Origin of the sequence: Methanothermobacter sp. (assembly GCA_030055615.1) — an archaeon.
Classification (GTDB): Archaea; Methanobacteriota; Methanobacteria; order Methanobacteriales; family DSM-23052; genus Methanothermobacter_A.
This window is the reverse complement of record JASFYN010000004.1, coordinates 164,495-184,369: the sequence shown is the minus strand read 5'-3', so window position 1 is coordinate 184,369 and position 19,875 is coordinate 164,495. Positions and strand designations below refer to the sequence as shown.

Sequence of the window (19,875 nt, the reverse complement as noted above, 5' to 3'; positions counted from 1 at the left end):
AACTTAAAGTGAACAACCAGGTAGTGGATGAGAAAACCGTTACAATAGGACCCGGAGCAACAGTGACGGTGGAATTCACAAGGACGTTGCAAACTGGAACTTATAATGTGACAGTTGACAACATGGCACCTGTGACGGTTACAGTCCAGAAACCGGCTACATTCGAACTTAGCAACTTAACAGTCACACCAGAATCTGGCTTGGCACCATTAAGTATTATAGTGAGGGTTAATGTCACGAACAGTGGTGATGTTGCAGGTGATTACACAGTCCAACTTAAAGTGAACAACCAGGTAGTGGATGAGAAAACCGTTACAATAGGACCCGGAGCAACAGTGACGGTGGAATTCACAAGGACGTTGCAAACTGGAACTTATAATGTGACAGTTGACAACATGGCACCCAGAATTATCAGTGTTAAGAGCGGTATTAGTTTGGTACAGCTTGTTAATGCTGCAACTAGAGTTAAAGCATACTATAACCGTTATGGTAGGCTACCTTCTACTGTTATTATCAATGGACAGAGATATACCATGAGTCAACTTCTCTATCTGCTCTGCATGGCCACAGTGAATATAAACAAGGGGGATTTGGGTCCTATCACCCTAAAGAATGTGAAGTCTCCTCTGAATCCAAGTGGAAGCTACAGACATGGCAGACTTTACAGGTCAAGTTATGTGCAGGTTGCCAACAACATCCTAACATTCATTAAGAGATACAATCGAGCGCCAAATTATGCAAGAACTATCCTTGGTAGGATACCATTCCAACGTTTAGTCTACATGTACAGTAAGATCATAGCATTTTACGGGACAAACAACAGATTACCGAGGTATGTCATGATCTAATTTAAATTTTTTTAATTTTTTTATATTAGGGTTAAATGGGGTTTAAAGGGGGAGGAAAATGAAAAAGTTTCAGAAACTAGTAAGTTTCATCACCCTAACGGTTGTAATATTCACATTAATTTCTTCATCTTACGCTGACCCATATTGTGGAGGCTTAAAACTTAAAACAATCAAAAACGGAACCGTAAGTGGCGGACTTTATATTGACACTTACCTCGGGACAAACGGATCGGCAGATTATAGCGTGAACGAACCTGGTAATTCCAGTGTATTATATACTTTCAAGGATCTGCCCAATAATGCAAGTGTTTCATGGGCCCAACTTTACGTACTCGTATACCAAGGCCATATGCAGAATGATTATCCACTTAATGTGAACATTACATATAATGGTCATCTACTAGAAAGCACACACCTATCTTCACGGTACGATTTTCCCCTCCTAGATGAAGAAGCTCCCCAATATCTTCAGATAAACGATCATATTGTGAGGGTTACAAGTGACTATCTACTATGGTATGATGTGACCAATATTACCAAGACTAGAAACTGGGCTAATGTAACAACCTTTAATTGCACCACAGATGGTCGTATAAAGCTTATAACCCTCGTAGTAGCTTATGATTTCCCAGGAAGCACTGATACTATTGCCTATTGGGTTAACATGGGCCATGATGTCGACAATTACTTTTACACAAGAGATACTGGGAAAAATTATATAGGGGAGACCATCTTCAAGTCGAGTATCGCAGGTGAAATAAAAAATGCCATGGTCACTGTAGTCCATGCAAGTAGTGTGGACGCCCAATACACATTTAATGGTAGAAGACTTTCAGGTTTTCAATTAACAGGTAGTTTTAGTGGCTTGAATAAATGGAATGTAACTAACCAATTCGATCCCACCGGAGAGAATGTTCTAACCTATGATGGTGCGTTATCTGGTGGTTATGGTGGGGGCGGTTTTTATAAGATAATTTTGGCTCTACTAGAGGTTAGGTATAAACCACCTGTCATTAAAATGCCAGATCTCTGGATACAATCCAAAGTTGAAGGGACATTCTATAGGGGTCTGGAATATACTATTAATGCTCTAGTTGGGAATGCAGGTGAACAAGATGCGAGTCAGGTTAGGGTTGATTTTTATGATAATGGTGTGAGGGTTGGAACTCGGAATATTCCGGTAATTGCCAGTGGCCAGACGGTTATAGTAGAATTTAATTGGACTCCAACAACGGTAGGCGTCCACACACTACAACTCATCATAGACCCTGAAAACCGAATACAGGAAATCAACGAAACAAACAATAAATTTAACAGATCTTGTACAGTTAAAAAAAGTGGTAATATCCTGGTTTTCATTATAAGTGATGAAGGACAAGCTATAGTCATCAACCAAGCAGCCCATGATACAAACGTTCTTGGGTACGCTCCTATACGAGAAAAGGTTCAGATACAGATCAGAAGCTGTGAACAATTAACTAAAATGTCAGATGTCGAGCTTCTGCAACTCTTATCAGCCTGTGACATATTCATTGGAGAATACCTTAGTGATAGTGCATCTCAGCGCCTACAAAGATTGCTCTCCACACATCCAAATATAACTAACAAGACAGATGGACTATTCCTCATACTAGAACCTGCAATAGTCTATAATCCGGCATATACAAGCCTTATGAAATATTCAAACATCAAAGGAGAATACATCCTCTCTAACATTTCAGATGAACTCCTAATTGACTATTATCAGAATACAAAAAAGGGCACCAATTTCGAAAGAGTATTAAATTATACATCATCTTCCAATGTCACCGGCATATTCCCAGTAGAATATAACATGGCAGTACTCTACAAGGACATCAATAATAAGAAAGCATTTGTCCACCAGATTGTTTGGGCCCTCAACTTGATAGGAGTTCCAAACACTGGCTACTGGAAACCTCCAACATGGGCAACCAGCGGCGAAAAAGCCTATGGAATATACCGTTATGGTTGGTACAATGACCTTGCAGAGTATGCGAATAAATATTTCAAAGCAAACGCCACGGGTTGCATAGGACTCTTAGAAAGTAAAATGTATGTGGACAACCAGAAACTACAGCCATATTATGCCCTCATCGACGCACTGGAGGCTAGAGGATTCAATGTCATACCAGTAGTGGCATATGGGGCCACACCAGAGCAATTAAAGGTTATGGTAGAATCATTCACAAATGCGCCTGACATTGAAAGTTTCTTCAAAAACCCATCAAATTATACGGTATATGTTGATGCTATAATAAGCATGCCAGCCTATGGCTTAGGTGGAGACTTATTCACGAATGTGACGAAATTTTTTGAACTCATAAATGTACCAGTATTCAAGGCCTTACATTCTGATTATCTGCTCGCTGAACAGTGGGAGCTCAGCACATTAGGATTAAGACAACTTACAGGTGACAGATGGTGGCACATAGCCATTTCAGAAGCTCAGGGGATCATAGATTCGACAATTGTAGCCACAAATTCTGAACCCGTCACTGACCCGGACACGGGATTGTCCTATAGCCTCTATGAGATAATACCAGCGAATATCGAGCATCTTGCCGACACGATAAGGAATTGGGTCAAACTGAAAAGGCTTCCAAACAATGAAAAAAAAGTGGCGCTGATCTATTACAATTATCCGCCAGGAAAGGACAATATCGGCTCAAGTTACCTTGATGTAATAACGAGCATTTATAATCTCCTCAATATCCTCCAAAAGAACGGGTACATTGTTAAGGGCATACCAGCCAATACAACAATACTCCATGACATGATACTGCAAAAGGCTATTAATGTCGCCCCCTGGGCCCCGGGAGAACTTAAAAAACTTGTAGAAAACGGGGCAATACTTTACCCGGTTGATAAATACATGGAATGGTTCTCCAAACTTGACGAGATCACAAAAATCCAAGTCATAGAAGGGCCAGTAGGATACATTGGAGAATTATGCAAAAAGGCAATAGAATTAAACTACACAACTGGCATGGAAGATCGTATAGACTCATGGTATGATGGGATAGTATCATTATTGCCAGAAAACAAATCAAATATAGCCATCCCATTATTGGATAAGATAGTGGCTTCACTCAAAAACTATATCTTAACAAAAGATCTAAGATACTATAACGAATTTTTAGCTTATAAAAGGCAGTTTTTTGCACTTAACATTAATGGCTTATCTGGTTGGGGAGAGCCGCCTGGCAATATAATGACAGTAGAAAAAAATGGTACAAAATATTTTGTAATCCCTGGGATATGGTTTGGTAATATTTTCATTTGCCCAGAACCCCAGCGTGGATGGGAAGGGGACATTAACAAACTCTATCATAGTATGGTAGTTGCCCCGCCACACCAGTACCTTGCAGTCTATGCCTACCTACAAGAGAATATTGATGTGATGGTCCATCTTGGAAGACACGCCACCTATGAATGGCTCCCAGGTAAAGAGGTTCTATTGGCATCCTATGATTTCCCAGAGGTCGTAGCAGGTGCCACACCCCAAATCTACTATTATATAGTTGATGGACTCGCAGAAGGCATCCAAGCTAAAAGAAGAGGATCAGCAGTGATAATAGACCACTTAACCCCACCATTAACATTCACAGCATTATACGGTGGATACGCCACATTAGCAGCCTTGGTAGGCCAATATGACAGTGCCGACGAATCAACGAAGACTGAAATAGTCACTAGGATAAAGAAAACGATAGAGGATAATAACCTCAAAAAACTCATAGAAATGACAATGGGAATATCACTCAACAAAATAGATGGGGATAAGCTAGTCAAAACAATAGAAGATTACCTAGGATTAATCCAGGATACATTATATCCTCATGGTCTACATGCTATTGGCAAAAATTGGACAAAAGATGAAGTGGCAATGCTCGTTTCCTCAATACTCTCAGTGCCATTCCAAGTCTCTGCCACAGAAGAGACAACACTACATAAAGAAGTGGCCCTCCTATTCTATAGAAAATCTTATGAGAACCTTACCAGTACACAGAAAGAGAAAGTGCAAGAAAAGTGCATTGAGATCGTGAAAAGTGTTATCACAAATGGATTGAATGCGACACTCAACAATCTAACTGGCACACCAACACCCGGATTAAAAAGGGCATTAGAATTAGCTCAAAAATATGCAACAGAGGTATACAAGAGTATAAATGCTGAAATAGAAGCGTTATTAAATGCTTTGAATTGTGGTTATATTCCACCGGGAGCCGGTAACGACCCTGTTAGCAACCCTGATGCCTTGCCCACTGGTAGGAATTTTTTCCAAGATCAAGCAGCGGAAATACCCACAAGGAGCTCATTTGAATATGGTAAAACCTTAGCATTACTAACACTGCAAAATCTTAATGAAACTGTAGAGAAAATAGCTGTTGGAATATTTTGTACAGAAACAGCACGTGACGACGCCGCATTAGTATCAATGGTACTAGTATTGCTTGGAATGGAACCTGACTGGTCAGATTCCCCAAGTGCTGGTGTAGGAGGTGCTAAACTCAAAGAAATGCCAAAGTATGTGGAACTTGAAAATTTAGTGCGACCAGAGGGTTGGAAGAAAAAAAGAATTGATGTTATAATTATAACAACTGGTCTATTCAGGGATCTTTACAGCAGACAAGCCGGACTACTTGATAAGGCATTCAGAATAGCCCTCGCAAGATCCTACTATACAATCCTAGATAATAGGATGCTCAAACAAAAATACGGAGACAAGATAGAAAAAGCTCTAAATTATGTACTAGGACCTGTTGGATTCTATGGTATTGGTGACGAACCATTAGATTACAATTATGTGGCTAAACATTGGGTTGAGGACTTCGAATATTACATGTCATTTAACATGACGCCAGAACTTGCTGGAGAATATGCGATTTCAAGGATATTCGCCCCACCAGAAAACGATTATGGGGCAGGCATATCAAAGAGCATACAATTAAGTTGGACATGGAAAGACAGAATGCAACTTGCAGACTTCTACCTTAACAGGATGGGCAACATATACTCAAGCACACAATGGGGGGCATCCAATCCACTAGTTTTCAAAAGAGCGCTAACAGGTGTTGGAACGGTATATACTAGTAGAAACACAAACCTTTACGGCGTGTTGGACAATGATGACTTCTTTGACTACTGGGGTGGACTTTCACTCGCCCTGGAAAAAGTGAATGGCCGTGCACCAACAATGTATGTTTTAAGTTATGGGAACAGGGCTACTCCAAAGGCATTAACAATTGAAAGTTTCATAAGTCAAGAGGCAGCAAGCCGTTATTTCAACCCTGAATGGATCAAAGGCATGATGAAAAGCGACCCCACTGGCAGATACATTAGTAGAAAATTTATTTCTAACTTGGTGGGATGGACAATTACGCGAGCTACATATACAAATGAAGTGGGTTCCTCACGAGAATTTTACAGTTCATTATGGCAGACAGCCTATAGTGTATACTTACGGGACAGCTACAATATTGGGGTTACAAGTCAGCTTTCAACTGGTAATAGGGTATATGCTATGATAAGCTCTGTGGGTGCAATGCTAAACATGGTTTATATGGGTTACTGGAAGGCTGATGAAAATACCATTAGAAGCATGGCTAATATGTGGGCTTCGGCGATTTCACAGTATGGTGTTTCCTGTTGTGATTGTAGCTGTGGTAATATTGCTATGATACGATGGGCTATGCAGTATGTAAATCCTAAGCTTTTAAGTGGGGTTAAAGCGAGAATTTATAGTGCTACACAAAATGCTGCATTTGCACCTACAGGATCCTCAAGTATTGGGACTCCGGGATCTCCTGGAGATACTGGGGTGAGTCCAGGTTATACTGGTAGCCCAGGATCCTCAAGTATTGGGACTCCGGGATCTCCTGGAGATACTGGGGTGAGTCCAGGTTATACTGGTAGCCCAAGGCAAGCGTATGATCAGGGATTATCTGGTGTTGCTGCTGCGGGTGCGGGTCAAGGTCCAGGGTTATCTGGTGGAGTTTATGAGGTGAGTAAAATTGGTGGAACGTCGGGGGCGAGCGCTGGCTTGCCAGTGTATGCAATCGCTGGTATAATGGTTCTCGTGGTTCTTGTTGGCGTGGGATATTTCCTTGGTGCTCGTGGTAAACTCTAATAGTATTTTATTTTTCTGTGTATATTTGGTAGAGTGTTGTGAGTGTTGCTGGTATTGCATGTTCTGTTGCGAAGGTTATGTAGGGTGTTAGGTCTATTATGTGGTCTGCGAATTTGAATAGTCCTCTGGGTATTCCTTCTCTTGATCCTATGAGTATGATTATTTCTTTTGATTTTCTCAGGTCTTCTTTTAGGTTTTCTTTTATGGTGTTTATTGTTTTTCCTTTGGGGTCTGTTATTATTATTGTCCTTTTTTTCCTTTTTTTGTCTCTTATTGCCTGGTAGAGGTCCCACAGGCTTATTGGGACTTCTTTTGTGGGCCATGGGTATGCTTCTTTTTGTATCATGTATCTTGATTTTTGCCCCTTTTTTATTCCCTTTATGAATTCTGCTATTTGTTGGGCGTCCATTTTTTCTTTTGGGGCTATTATGAGTTCTTTGATTTCGTAGGCTTGTGCTGCTCTTCCTATTTTTTCCCCGAATTTTTTGACTATTTGTGGTTTGCCCCAGTATGGCATTTGGATTATTGTTGTTTTGTGGAATAGTTTTCTTGCGTTTTCTTTTTCTGGTGTGTATTTTTTCCATTTTTCGCCTTTTATGATGGATATGTAAGTGTTTTCTCCGATTATTTCGACTTGTATTATCTTTTCTGGGAAGTTGAGGTCTACTGTAGCGTTTGCTAATTGTAATATTTTTTCTCCAAGTTTCTTGTTTACTTGGGGGCTTGTGAAATCGTGTTTTCCTCTTCTTTTTGTTTTAACTGCAAATGTTTCACCATCTTTTATGTGTTCTGCTATCTTTTCCGCTTTTTCTAAGATTTTTTCTATTTTGGATTTTGTTTTGTAATGTACTGTGATGGTTCTTTCTATTTCTGGGATGCTTTTGAGTTTTTCTCTGGCTTTTTCGTCTGATGTTTTTAGTATGATTAGGCCTGAGTAGCCTTCTGGTGTTATCCAAGTGTCTGCATTTTCGAGTTTTTCTTTTATGTAGGCTGCCGCGGTTCCTTCTAGGCCTTTCTGTGTTTTTATGATGAACTCCATGGTATTCCTCCTTTGTAGCAAAAAATTTATATTAAAATATATTTTAATTTTGTTTAAGTATACTTGAAAAGTGTTATTACGGCAAGGCTCGGATCAGCCCATCTAGTAATAATACAATTTATATATTAAATATTATATAACTTGAAAGGGGTGAAAAAATTGGATCTCGTAAACATCCTATGGGAAGCAGGAATACTCTCAGTCATACTATTATTTGGCGCCAAGATAGGATTAGCAATGGGACTTGCAGGACTTTCCAAAAAAAAGGCAGCAACCATAACAGTAGCCTATTCAACTGGAATATTAGTACTCTCAGCCTTGGCAAACCCCTACATGGAAACATTACACCAATACTTCACAGAATACGCGTCTATCATTACAATAATAATGGCAACAATCCTAATAGTAGCCGGGGCATACACCATCAAAGAATGGAAACAGCACCAAAAAAATACAGCCACAACTACTTGCCTGGCCATGATAGCACCATGCCCATGCTGCTTCGGAGCCGTAACCCTCAGCATAATACTAATAGCCCCACTAATAGGTGCAACAGCCCTCACAATAGGAAAATATGCCGCAATACTACTGGGAATATTCATAGCAATATTCTACCTCTCATCAAAAATCATAGCAAAAGCTTCTAAAAAACCCTACCCTATACTATTAGGTAACTTCATGCTATTCGTAGGCTTATACTTCCTAGCATCAGCCATAGTCCTACCCAACATAAACAGCGTACTATCATCAAAGATGAGTCCCATCACAATACCAAACCCCCAAACGCTAGCATATGCTATAATAGGCGCCATACTCCTTATAGGATCCGGAATATTCATAAACAGGAAAAATAGCATACTAATAAACTAAAATTGAGGTGATATACGATGGTCGCAGTACCAGGCAGCGAAATACTAAGCGCAGCCCTCCATGTAGTCTCCCAAAGCCTACTAATACCAGTCATAGTAGGACTATTACTATTCATGGGCTATGCCATAATATCACTAGGCGGCCTACTATCAGAATACTCAAACAGGATAAAAGTCGAAGTAAATGAAATAAAAAATGCCATATTCTCCATGTCAAACCCAGGCAACCCAGAAAAGATAACAGAAATAATAGAACCCCTAAAAATCCCAGAAAGCCAAAAAAAGATACTCACAGAAATCGCGAAAACAACAAATCTAACTTCAAATACGAGAGAAGCACTAGCAAGGAAACTCATAGAAGCAGAAGAACTAAAAATAGCCAAAAGCCTAGAAAAGACTGACATAATAACAAGACTCGGACCAACACTAGGACTCATGGGAACACTCATACCCATGGGCCCAGGACTAGCAGCACTTGGAGCAGGAGACATACAAACACTAGCACAAGCAATAATCGTAGCCTTCGACACCACAGTAGTAGGCCTCGCAGCAGGGGGAATATCATACGTCATATCAAAAATAAGAAGAAGATGGTACGAAGAATACCTCTCCAACCTAGAAGCACTAGCAGAGACAATACTAGAGGTGATGAAAGATGCTACGCCGACGACGGCGGAGGCTGCTTGGAGATCAAAATGAAGAAGACCCCATGGCAGGATCAGCCAACATCGTAGATGCAATGCTAGTACTCTCAGTAGGCTTCCTAATATTCCTAGTAATATCATGGAACATGCAAAGTGTTGTATTTTCTAACATGTCACCAGAGGAACGTAAGGCAGCCATGGAAGCCATAAAACAAGTAGTTGAAATCCAACAAGGACAAGAACTTAACACCACCCCAGAGGTTGTCTCAGGATCCGGCTCGGGCATGGTACAATTAGGCACAGTCTACCAAGACCCCCAGACAGGTAAACTTATCATGGTACAAGGAGCCTAACCAAATGATAGAAGTTATACCAGTCTTAGATTTAATGGGCTCATTAGCAGTCTCGGGCAAATCCGGGAAAAGAGAAGAATACAAACCACTAAAGAGCATATTCTCAGCATCACCAGACCCCTTGGAGATAGCATTATCCCTAAAGAGAGCGGGGGCCAGGAGAATATATATAGCCGACCTCGACGCCATCACAGGCCAAGGCTCAAACATCCAACTTATCCAAGAGATAAACCATGTAATACCAGTGATGCTAGACTTCGGAGTCCAAAACTTCAAAAGTTTTGAATTCGGTTTAAAAATAGCATGGCAGGTAATAGTAGCCACAGAAACCCTAAAAAACATTAACGAGTTAAAAAAGATTTTTAAAGTTTTCCCCAAATCTAGGATAGTGGTAAGCATCGATACAAAAAGTGGCCAATTATACTCCAAAAACCTAAACATGACACTAGAAGAATTCAGGGACACCCTATTCCAATTAGACCCTGGAGAAGTCATACTACTAGACTTGACGAGAGTCGGCACACAAAAAGGCATCAACAAAGAACTCATAAAAAAATTCGGAAAGTTTGACATAATCCCCGGTGGAGGTATAAAACTCCAAGACATACCAATATTATCATCTATGGGCATAAAGAAAGTACTCGTTGGCACAGCACTCCACCAAGGAAAAATCCCATTACATATAAGGTGAACCCGGTTGGGATATTTATTAATAGGCCCAATAACCCGAGACAAAAATATCATAAAAGGAGAGGAGATCCTAAAAATAGGCGGACCAGTATACTACCAATCAAAGGTCTTCTCAAAACTTGGAATAGAACACACAAGCATCATAACACTCTCAAAAGAAGACAAAAAACTCCTAGAAGAGTTCCCCCCAGAGACAAGGATAATACCCCTTTGGAAAAATAACACACTAAAATTTGAAAACATATACCTCAACCATGAAAAGAGAATACAGAAATCAAATTTCGCAAAAAACCCTATAACAACCAATGAAATAAAAAAATTGATCAGAGACAAATGGGATGCCATACTCCTAAATCCCCTACTACCAACTGACATACCAACCCAGACACTCGAATTTATAACAAACCAACAAAATAAAGTCTACCTAAGCCTACAAGGTTATCTAAGAACAGAAGAAGATGGTAGAGTATCCCTCAGGCCACCAGAGGATACAGAGAAGATTCTTAACATGGTTGATAAGGTGTTCCTCGATGAAGAAGAGGCCAAGATTTTCAACTCAAACATCGTAGAAGCTGCTATGCTCTTGGGATCCATGGGACCATCAGAGACTATAATCACATGTGGCGAAAGAGGCTCCATAATATACTCAAGTGGGAGAATATGGAAAATAAAGGCCGTCCCAGCAACTAGGATAGTCGACCCAACAGGACTAGGGGACATATACATGGCAGCCTACATACATATGAGGGAGAAAAGACCCCCAATGGAAGCTGGAGAATTCGCCTCCAGGATAGCCACAGAAAAAATAGAAGGTAAACTCCTAGACTCCTAACACGGCGCGGAGTATAATAAAGGGTAAAAGTCCCGCGCCAAAAAATAGTATTACCCCTAATAGTAACTGTTTTTTGTTCTCATCCATCATACCATTACAGATTAAAATTATACTCAGAAATCCGAGTATAGCTGGCATAACATGAGAATAAAATATTGAACCTGTAAGTGTTTCCCCGACCAAAAAAATCACTCCCATCCTGTATTAGAGGATAATCTTATATATAGATTTCCCCTCATCATAGGATTATTATGTGTGGAGGAATAATATTATATGCTTCCAAAGCCAACCTACTATTAGAATGTTATCTTAGTAGGAGGGTCAGATTATTATGATACATGGTACAGAAGTTCTCAAGAAAGGTTTTGCAAAGATGACCAAGGGCGGCGTTATAATGGATGTAGTGGACAGCGAACAGGCCATTATAGCAGAGGAGGCTGGAGCAGTCGCAGTAATGGCCCTTGAGAAGGTTCCTGCTGATATAAGATCCTCTGGTGGGGTTGCCAGAATGGCTGACCCAAACAAGATAGAGGAGATAATGGATGCAGTGACCATCCCTGTTATGGCAAAGGTTAGAATAGGCCATTTTGTAGAGGCCCAAATACTCGAGGCCCTTGGAGTTGACATGATAGATGAAAGCGAGGTCTTAACACCAGCAGATGAACGCTTCCACATTGATAAAAAGAAATTCAAGATACCGTTTGTTTGCGGTGCAAGGGATCTTGGAGAGGCTCTTAGGAGAATTGATGAAGGAGCCGCCATGATCCGGACAAAAGGGGAAGCAGGCACTGGTAACATTGTGGAGGCAGTCCGTCACATGAGGATAATAATGGGACAGATAAGAGAGGTTAAAGAGAAAGAGGAAGAGGAACTCTGGGAATTCGCAAGAAAAATAGAAGCTCCATTAAAATTAGTAAAGGAAACAGCTAAACTTGGAAGATTACCAGTTGTGAATTTTGCAGCTGGTGGTGTTGCAACACCAGCAGACGCAGCCCTCATGATGCAACTAGGCGCCGATGGAGTTTTCGTAGGATCAGGAATATTCAAATCAGAAAATCCAGAAGCTTATGCAAAGGCTATAGTAGAAGCAACAGCACACTATGACGAACCAGAGGTTCTATTAGAGGTTTCAAGGGGGCTGGGAGCGGCTATGCCCGGCATAGAAATAAGTGAACTCTCAGATTCTGAAAGACTACAAGAAAGGGGATGGTAAACCCTTCAGAATTCCTCTTTTCTTTTGGGAAAAAAAGTATTATAGAACCCCCAAGTGTGGGGGTTTAAACGGCTTTTTCTCCTCTTTCTCCTGTTCTTATCCTTACCACATCCTCTACTGGTAATATGAAAATTTTACCATCACCGATATCCCCTGTCTGGGCGCTTTTCACTATGGCATCCACGACTTTTTCGACCTTATCATCATTTACTATTATGTCAAGGCGCGTTTTCGGTAATAAGTCGATATGATATTCTTTTCCACGATAACTTTCCCTTATACCAAGTTGTCTGCCGCGCCCTTTTACTTCAGTGACAGTCATACCATAACATCCTGCCCCCACAAGGTTCTCTTTTACCTGTTCAAGTTTTTCAGGTCTTATTATCGCGATTATAGCTTTCAATTTAATTTCCCTCCTATAGTCTGTATCCTGTCTCTTCATGTAAGTTTGTGTCAAGTCCTTCTATTTCATCTTTCTCTGATACCCTTAATCCTATTGTCACATCCAACAATTTACCCATGATCAATGTCATTGTAAATGAATAGGCCATTACGATTACCACTGCTAATACTTGTATGAGTAACTGCTTTGGGTTGCCATAGAATAGGCCTGTTCCAAGTTCATTTACAAATGGAGCTGCGAATAAACCTGTTGCTATTGAGCCCCATAAGCCAGAGATTCCGTGTATGCCGAAAACGTCCAGTGCATCATCGTATCCAAGCTTTGTCTTTAATTTGGAGACTGCGAAGTATGAGAATATGCTGGTGAGTAAGCCTATTATTATGGCTGCTGGTACTGTTACGTAACCTGCCGCTGGTGTTATGGCCACAAGACCTGCTATAGCGCCTGATATTGCACCTAGTAGCGTGGGTTTGCCTGTTTTAAGACAGTCTAAGATTATCCATGAAATCATAGCGGCTGCTGCTGCCGTGTTCGTCACGAGAAATGCTGATGCTGCCAGTCCATTGGCTGTGAGGGCCGATCCTGCGTTAAAGCCGAACCAGCCGAACCATAGTAGTGATGCGCCTATCACAGAATATCCAAGATGATGTGGTAGAAGTCTTGTGTCTTTTCTTTTACCGAGTAGGTATACGAGGGCCAGTGCTGCTATACCAGAATTTATGTGTACTACTGTGCCGCCTGCGAAGTCGAGGGCACCGAGTTGGCTGAGGAAGCCCCCACCCCATACCCAATGTGCTACTGGTACATAGACTAAGCTTATCCAGAGTATGACGAATGCTGTCCATGCTGAGAATTTCATTCTTTCTACGACTGCACCTGATATCAGGGCTACGGTGATGGCTGCGAATGTTAATTGGAATCCTATGTAGATTAGGGCTGGTATTGTGGGTGCGAGTGTTGCAGGACTATTGATGTTGATATTGTTCATGAATAGGTTTGTTGGGTTGCCTATTAGGCCATGTATGTCCCCGCCGAATGCTAGGGGGTAACCATAGAGTACCCAGATTATGCTTGTTAGGGCGAATGCTATTAAGGACATAAACATTGTATTTAGTACATTTTCTTTTTTTGTTAGTCCGCCATAGAATAGTGCTACTCCTGGTACTGTCATGAGTAGTACTAAGGCCGTTGATATTAATATCCAAGCTGTGTCGCCAGGGTTTATTGGTGTGTTCATATTTTTTTCCCTCCCAAAACTTATCGGAAACCGGAAACCTTCTTCCGACATATTGTTTTAGAAAACACTTCATATATAAACCTTACGGACCATCCCAAAAAATAGAACCTAAAAAGTCCCATACTTTCTTACATGATCCCAAGCCCGCCTATACTCCAATGAACCGTCACCCTCATATATTGACATGTCCATCCGATCAAATAATCGTCTATCTTCACCCACAGGGCAAACCTTGATACAAATACCGCAAGGCGATTTATGCTTACTCCAAAGATCCGCACTCCTCATAGCACAAAGTTTCTTATCAATAGGTGGTGGGAACTCCCCCTTCACCTGTATAGCACCCACTGGACAACTCCTCGCACACCTAAGACACCTTGTACATAAATCCTCAACATTCAGAGGATCAGGATCTACAGAAGCACCAGTGAATACGGAAGTAAACCTGACCCTCGGCCCATACTCCCTAGTCAAAAGAAGATTACTCTGGCCAAAAGAGCCCAAACCTGCAAGATAAGCAGCATGTTTATGAGAGAAAAAAGCAAATGGCTTCTCAAGCAACACTTCCACAGTAGCATAACCATCCCGTGGCAGATAAATAGAAGGATAACCCCTCTCATTAAGAAAAATTGAAAGTTCATAAGCTCTCAAATCCAAAAGTGAATTCACAGTCTTATATAATTCATGATAATAGATAGATGGTGCAGTCTCCAAAATAGGCAACTGAATAGGAAATCCTATCACAATAACAGTAGCAACTTCTGGGTATATCGACTTAGGATGAAATTCCTCAGGTATCCACTCAGAAAACTTGTGAGGAAGCTCCCTTGGGGGGTTCTCCCACCTCTCAGCCGGCGCAAAACCCACAAGACCGACTCCAAACTCCTCACATTTCTTCAAAATTTCCCTCTTCAAAGACCTATAACCCATAAAAAAACTCTTATAATCACTCACATATAATCCCTTCCATGTGACTAACAAGATCTACTCTTCCATATGGAACTTTTTTTTCGGCCATCATATTTATAGAATAGAATCAAAAAAGAAGATAGGGGTTTGATAAATGAACCCAGGAAAACTTGGGAGAATATTCACCATATTAATGATAGCACTAATAGCCTACGGATCAGCATCAGCTATAATATTATTCGCAGAAATCCCAAGAATAGAAGCGCCACAAATCATAAAAACACCAGAAGAAAAAATGAACGTCATAGAAGACCCCACATTCCAACCAGTATGGTTACAAAAACGTGCAATCCCTGTAAAAAACAATACAACAACAATAATACAAAATGAGACCAATCAGACCAACAAATCAAAACAATAAAGCCTAAGATTCCCATACATGAATATTTTGAATCCTACAGCTACTTAAAGGATCGCACAGACGAAAATACCATACTACCAGTGAAGGTTGGGAGCGAAATATGATATCTACATTTTTCATAAACCCATTTTCACAAGAAGCAAAGAAAATTGTAAAAGCCAACGGAGACCTTAACAAGATCATAGAAGAGAATGAAAGACTCCTTAATATCATAGAATACACTACTGGCCAGATACTTGATGATGATTCTAAGATACCTGGAAGCCTCTGGGAACTTTCAATTAAAAGGATTGAATGGTACCTGGAAAAGAAGAACCGTCAAAGGTATCAGCCAGGATATTACAGGTTTCTTTTCAACCCTAAAATAGCAAAATTTGACGTTATAACATTCCATATACTAGCACAGGCCATAGGCGCAAAATTCAACCCAAATTCCAGGGAAAGCCGCATATTCATAGAATCAGAGGGTGAAATCGTTAAAGAAAGGATTTTAAGGATCGAACACCAAATAAGGGATGATATAATATCTAAGATCCTAAGGGAGCTGTTAAACTGTGAAAAACCACACTGGATCCAACTAGAAAAACTTCTAGAAAACAGAAGAATAAAACTAACCGAGTTAATCCTCAATGATGGTAAAGTCATCCTAGACAAATCAGCCCCTAAAAGAATCCAACAGATAATCAACCCCATAAGAGAAAATATCATACCAGCACTTATAATGCAAGAAACCCAAGAATACCTCCATAAAGTCCATGAGATGGCTGCGAAGATCGAACCACACCCCATACTAGTAGAATTAGCGGACAAAATCCAGGAAAAGATAAGCCAGGAGTTCTTCATCCCCAAAAAAACCGGGCCTGGAACAATAAAAGCCTCCAAATTAGACTTTGACGCTTTCCCACCTTGTATAAAAAATACTATGAAAGGCGTTAAAGCCGGTAACAGAAACGATGCTATAGTACTATTACTCACAAGCTTCTTATCCTATGCAAGATTATACCCAGCTGTTTTCAAAGAGAGAAAACCTCACAAGGTTTCAGACTTCGATCCCACACTCAACATAACACTAAATGAAATACTACCAATTATATATGAAGCCGCTGATAACTGCGAACCACCACTATTCCAAGACGACCCACAAGAAAAACTTAACATCACGGCAAAACTCGGATTTGGATTACATGAAACACCAAAACTAGAAAATGAAGGGGAAAGCAAATGGTACACCCCAATGAGCTGTGAAAAAATAAAAATACACCTACCAATACTGTGCAAGCCCGATAATTTATGCGAAAAAATCCAAAATCCACTCACATACTACAACAGGAAACGATGGCAAAAAAAGAAAGAAAAGGGTGATAAGGATATTCCAGGAAGCAACACCAAAAGATAGAAAAAAATATTATACAAGAGAATGGAGAATAGAAAAAATACCAGATTTTATAAGGGAAAATATCCACCTTAGAGAATTCGGATTCGACCATACAGGCCAAGGCCCAAATGACAGATACAAATTCTTCCCTAATGAAAAACTTCTCACAAAATTCATAAGATATAGAGCCCCCTATGCAGCCTACTCCTCTGTGGCATTATATGATAGGCCATGGAAACGTGAAGGTTGGATATCATCAGAACTAGTATTTGATGTCGACGCCAAGGACATCCCAGTAAGACCATGTAAATGTGATAATGTATGCGAAAAATGCCTCGATCAGGCAAAAGAGATAGTGGCCATGATCATAGACACCCTAGAGGATGATCTCGGCCTAGAAGAAATCCATATTATATACTCTGGTAGAGGCTACCATATACGTGTATTAGATCCCATCATACTCAAATCAGATTCCGAGGTTCGAAGCCAGATATTAAAATATGTTATAGGTGGAGACGTCCCAAGGTTATCATACACAGATTTTGACGGTAATATACGCAATTTAGACCATTTCATGGTCCCATTGGGTTATCCTAAGGTTTTCACAGAAAGGAGTCGTTATATTATATTGCATTTGAACGGGGATGAAAGAATTGAGGATATAACACGTCAAACAATGAATAAAATCCTAGAATATAGGAATCTTATAAGAGCCGATAGATGGGGAGAATTTAAGGGTATCATAGGACCCATGGTATATAAAAGGCTTATAAAAGGTGTTGCCAAGTTAAACCTTCAACTGGTGGATGCTAGGGTGACAGTTGACCTTAAAAGGATATTGAGACTTCCCAGTTCATTACACTCTAAGGTGAGTATGATCTGCACCCATGTAGATGATCTTGAAAGTTTTGACCCTCTGAGGGATGCTGTGCCAGATTTTGTGAAGGAAAAATCCTAGGATCTCCATAGGTGTTTTCCAGGGTTTAGGAAAGCATCCAAGAATTCCAAGACCTCTTGTGAATGTTCACCCTTGAAGTATTCTTTTATGTTAAGGATCTTGTAACCTTTTTTGAGCTCCTCTTTCACATGTTTACCAACTCCTAGGTATTCTATCCTCTCTAGTAGGTTTTTAAGGTATGATTCTGGTTTAGTGGTTTTTCTTTTCCTCTCTACGAAAAGGCGGTCATCTTCTATCCAGATCCTCTCACCATACTTTTTATAAAATCTCTTCGTGTGCCTCCTTGACCAAATCTTCGGCCCCATATGCTTCTTATAGGCTGGTAGCTTCCATGTTTCGAATTCGAATATGATTAGGCTAATTTTTTTCTCATCAGTCCAATAAGCGCTTCTGTTTACCTTGAACCCTTCCCGTGAAAAATGTGATACTAAAGTGTCCATGGTTTTTTTCAGTTGAGGATACAAGGTATCTGCTGGCACACTTGGGGGGTTAAATTCTAGGATGATGCATTTGCTCCCCCTTTCCATGAACCTGGCCTGGAGTTTCCCCTTATCATGTGAATATTTCACTTCTTGGAAATATTCTTCTTTTGGGTTCTCTAGGAAATTGCGCGCCACTATTATGAACTCTGAAAGTTTTTGTTGGGTGAGTGCTGCTGCAACATTCCTATTCTTGTCTGTGGGGTCTATAACAATTAGTGGGTCGTCGAAATATTTACCAGTACCATGCCCTTCGATGTCTATTATTTGGCCCTTTCTCCATTTCAATGCAGCAGCTTCCAAAACGCTTTGAAAGCTTCCATATGCTATTATGAGTAGCTCGCAGAGGTAACCTGCGAATCCGCCTACCTTGAACTCTGATCCGTATGCTCCTATGGCTTTCATGAACTTTTTAAGTAATAATACTTCTTTTATCTGTTCTTTTTTTAAATTTTTTTTGATGTATCTTGTATGTAGTATTGTCCGGTCTACTGCTGATTTGAGCTGTGAGGCATCCTCTATATCGTAGCATGGTACAAGGTCAACCTCATATCCTTTCATGTGACCGGTAACATAGGGGTGTGCAGCGTATCTTTCCTCTGCTTGGCCTCCCATGGCTTTTATGCATTCATAGCCGAGGTATAAGCCATCCTCTTTGAGTTTTTCTTCTGGCGTTTCAAGGGGGAATTTTATAAATATGTCTATGTCTGCTTCTCCCCTGAGCCAAGTGCCCTTGGCAACTGATCCTACAACTGTGGCCTTAGCTTTTATGTTCTCTTTTTCTGCTATGTTGTTTATGGTTTTGATTAACTTATTGGTGAATCTTCTAACAGCTTCTTTTTCTTGTTTTTTTGGTGTTATCTTTGAGATTATTTTCTCATAATCCATTTTCATAGTTTGAATGTTTTGATGGTTGTGTATTTTGGTCCTTCTGGTCTTAGTTCGCTTTTTTTAAGTTTTAATTCTTTTATTTGCATTTCCCCTATTTTAATGTCCTCAATTTCTTCTATTTTTTCCAGTAGTTTGTCTTTGTTTTTCCCCCCTTTGACCCGGGCTATGGTGAGGTGTGGTATGTAACTTTTCTCTTTTTTAAATCCTAATTTTTTGAATTCCTCGTCAAGTGTTTTTTGGATTTTTGAAAACTCATTGGGATTTTCGGCTCCTAGCCAGATCACCCTCATATAATTTTTATTCGGGAATACCCCCACGCCTTCTATTTTAAGCTTAAATGGCTTGTATGATCCTATACTTTCCTTGATTACCCTTGAGAGTTCTTCTATCATCTTATTGTCTATTTGGCCGAAAAATTTTAGGGTGAAGTGTAAATTTTCTGGTTCTACGAATTTTAATTGGGCATCAGCCCCCTCTAGGACTTTTTGGGCTTCTATTATTTTGTCTTTGAGTGTGTTGTCCACGTCAATTGCAAGGAAACTTCTTATTTTCTCCATACTTTT

General features: G+C 40.2%; 18 protein-coding genes. 11 read left to right on the top strand and 7 right to left on the bottom strand.

The window, feature by feature from the left end; all coding sequences use genetic code 11:
- Together QFX38_07835 and QFX38_07830 are read left to right on the top strand one after the other, a co-directional pair.
- The coding region (locus QFX38_07835) for a pseudomurein-binding repeat-containing protein (protein ID MDI9624778.1) at window positions 1-848 on the top strand (848 nt) is incomplete at its 5' end.
- Between the two features lie 58 nt (window positions 849-906).
- Entirely contained in the window at window positions 907-6,999 is a 6,093-nt protein-coding gene (locus QFX38_07830; GenBank protein MDI9624777.1) for a cobaltochelatase subunit CobN, read from the top strand.
- Between the two features lie 7 nt (window positions 7,000-7,006).
- On the opposite strand, the gene QFX38_07825 is transcribed toward QFX38_07830, so the two are convergent.
- Window positions 7,007-8,038 (bottom strand): SPOUT family RNA methylase, encoded by a 1,032-nt coding sequence (locus QFX38_07825; GenBank protein ID MDI9624776.1) that lies wholly within the window; start codon window positions 8,036-8,038, stop codon window positions 7,007-7,009.
- 150 nt (window positions 8,039-8,188) lie between these two features.
- Here QFX38_07825 and QFX38_07820 point away from each other — a divergent pair, with 150 nt between their 5' ends.
- From QFX38_07820 to QFX38_07800, 5 genes are read left to right on the top strand one after another with little or no spacing between them, the layout of a single operon-like run.
- On the top strand, window positions 8,189-8,908 hold the full coding sequence (locus QFX38_07820) for a DUF2162 domain-containing protein (protein MDI9624775.1): 720 nt from the start codon (window positions 8,189-8,191) through the stop codon (window positions 8,906-8,908).
- 17 nt (window positions 8,909-8,925) lie between these two features.
- Window positions 8,926-9,606: a MotA/TolQ/ExbB proton channel family protein gene (locus tag QFX38_07815; GenBank protein ID MDI9624774.1), complete on the top strand. Its 681-nt coding sequence runs from the start codon at window positions 8,926-8,928 to the stop codon at window positions 9,604-9,606.
- Complete coding sequence (locus tag QFX38_07810) at window positions 9,563-9,904, top strand: DUF2149 domain-containing protein (protein ID MDI9624773.1); 342 nt, start codon at window positions 9,563-9,565, stop codon at window positions 9,902-9,904. Before QFX38_07815 ends, QFX38_07810 begins: the two co-directional genes overlap by 44 nt.
- 4 nt (window positions 9,905-9,908) lie before the next feature.
- The gene (locus QFX38_07805) at window positions 9,909-10,595 is read left to right on the top strand and encodes a HisA/HisF family protein (GenBank protein ID MDI9624772.1); all 687 of its coding nucleotides are present in this window, start codon (window positions 9,909-9,911) and stop codon (window positions 10,593-10,595) included.
- A 6-nt stretch (window positions 10,596-10,601) separates the two neighbouring features.
- Complete coding sequence (locus tag QFX38_07800; GenBank protein MDI9624771.1) at window positions 10,602-11,426, top strand: PfkB family carbohydrate kinase; 825 nt, start codon at window positions 10,602-10,604, stop codon at window positions 11,424-11,426.
- Here the strand turns inward: QFX38_07800 and QFX38_07795 are convergent.
- Window positions 11,415-11,618 (bottom strand): hypothetical protein, encoded by a 204-nt coding sequence (locus tag QFX38_07795; protein ID MDI9624770.1) that lies wholly within the window; start codon window positions 11,616-11,618, stop codon window positions 11,415-11,417. The genes QFX38_07800 and QFX38_07795 overlap by 12 nt on opposite strands.
- A gap of 139 nt (window positions 11,619-11,757) precedes the next feature.
- On the opposite strand from QFX38_07795, the gene pdxS reads away from it, so the two are divergent.
- Window positions 11,758-12,639, top strand: a complete 882-nt coding sequence (pdxS, locus tag QFX38_07790; protein ID MDI9624769.1) for a pyridoxal 5'-phosphate synthase lyase subunit PdxS — start codon at window positions 11,758-11,760, stop codon at window positions 12,637-12,639.
- 64 nt (window positions 12,640-12,703) lie between these two features.
- Here pdxS and QFX38_07785 read toward each other — a convergent pair whose 3' ends face one another.
- From QFX38_07785 to QFX38_07775, 3 genes are all read right to left on the bottom strand, one after another.
- The gene (locus QFX38_07785; GenBank protein ID MDI9624768.1) at window positions 12,704-13,042 is read right to left on the bottom strand and encodes a P-II family nitrogen regulator; all 339 of its coding nucleotides are present in this window, start codon (window positions 13,040-13,042) and stop codon (window positions 12,704-12,706) included.
- A 13-nt stretch (window positions 13,043-13,055) separates the two neighbouring features.
- Window positions 13,056-14,279 carry an ammonium transporter gene (locus QFX38_07780; GenBank protein MDI9624767.1) on the bottom strand — a complete coding sequence of 408 codons (1,224 nt, stop codon included), beginning with the start codon at window positions 14,277-14,279 and terminating at the stop codon, window positions 13,056-13,058.
- 108 nt (window positions 14,280-14,387) lie between these two features.
- Complete coding sequence (locus tag QFX38_07775) at window positions 14,388-15,260, bottom strand: 4Fe-4S binding protein (GenBank protein MDI9624766.1); 873 nt, start codon at window positions 15,258-15,260, stop codon at window positions 14,388-14,390.
- 82 nt (window positions 15,261-15,342) lie between these two features.
- On the opposite strand from QFX38_07775, the gene QFX38_07770 reads away from it, so the two are divergent.
- The 3 genes from QFX38_07770 to priS all read left to right on the top strand — a co-directional run bounded on the left by QFX38_07770 (window position 15,343) and on the right by priS (window position 17,942).
- Entirely contained in the window at window positions 15,343-15,609 is a 267-nt protein-coding gene (locus tag QFX38_07770) for a hypothetical protein (protein ID MDI9624765.1), read from the top strand.
- A gap of 100 nt (window positions 15,610-15,709) precedes the next feature.
- Window positions 15,710-17,005 (top strand): DNA primase, encoded by a 1,296-nt coding sequence (locus QFX38_07765; protein ID MDI9624764.1) that lies wholly within the window; start codon window positions 15,710-15,712, stop codon window positions 17,003-17,005.
- Window positions 16,977-17,942, top strand: a complete 966-nt coding sequence (gene priS, locus QFX38_07760; GenBank protein ID MDI9624763.1) for a DNA primase catalytic subunit PriS — start codon at window positions 16,977-16,979, stop codon at window positions 17,940-17,942. Before QFX38_07765 ends, priS begins: the two co-directional genes overlap by 29 nt.
- Here priS and cca read toward each other — a convergent pair.
- Both cca and thpR read right to left on the bottom strand, forming a co-directional pair.
- Window positions 17,939-19,315, bottom strand: a complete 1,377-nt coding sequence (gene cca / locus QFX38_07755) for a CCA tRNA nucleotidyltransferase (GenBank protein ID MDI9624762.1) — start codon at window positions 19,313-19,315, stop codon at window positions 17,939-17,941. The genes priS and cca overlap by 4 nt on opposite strands.
- A complete protein-coding gene (gene thpR, locus QFX38_07750; protein MDI9624761.1) occupies window positions 19,312-19,869 on the bottom strand; it encodes an RNA 2',3'-cyclic phosphodiesterase in 558 nt (185 codons plus the stop codon). The genes cca and thpR overlap by 4 nt, the downstream gene beginning before the upstream one ends.
- Window positions 19,870-19,875: the final 6 nt, after the last annotated feature.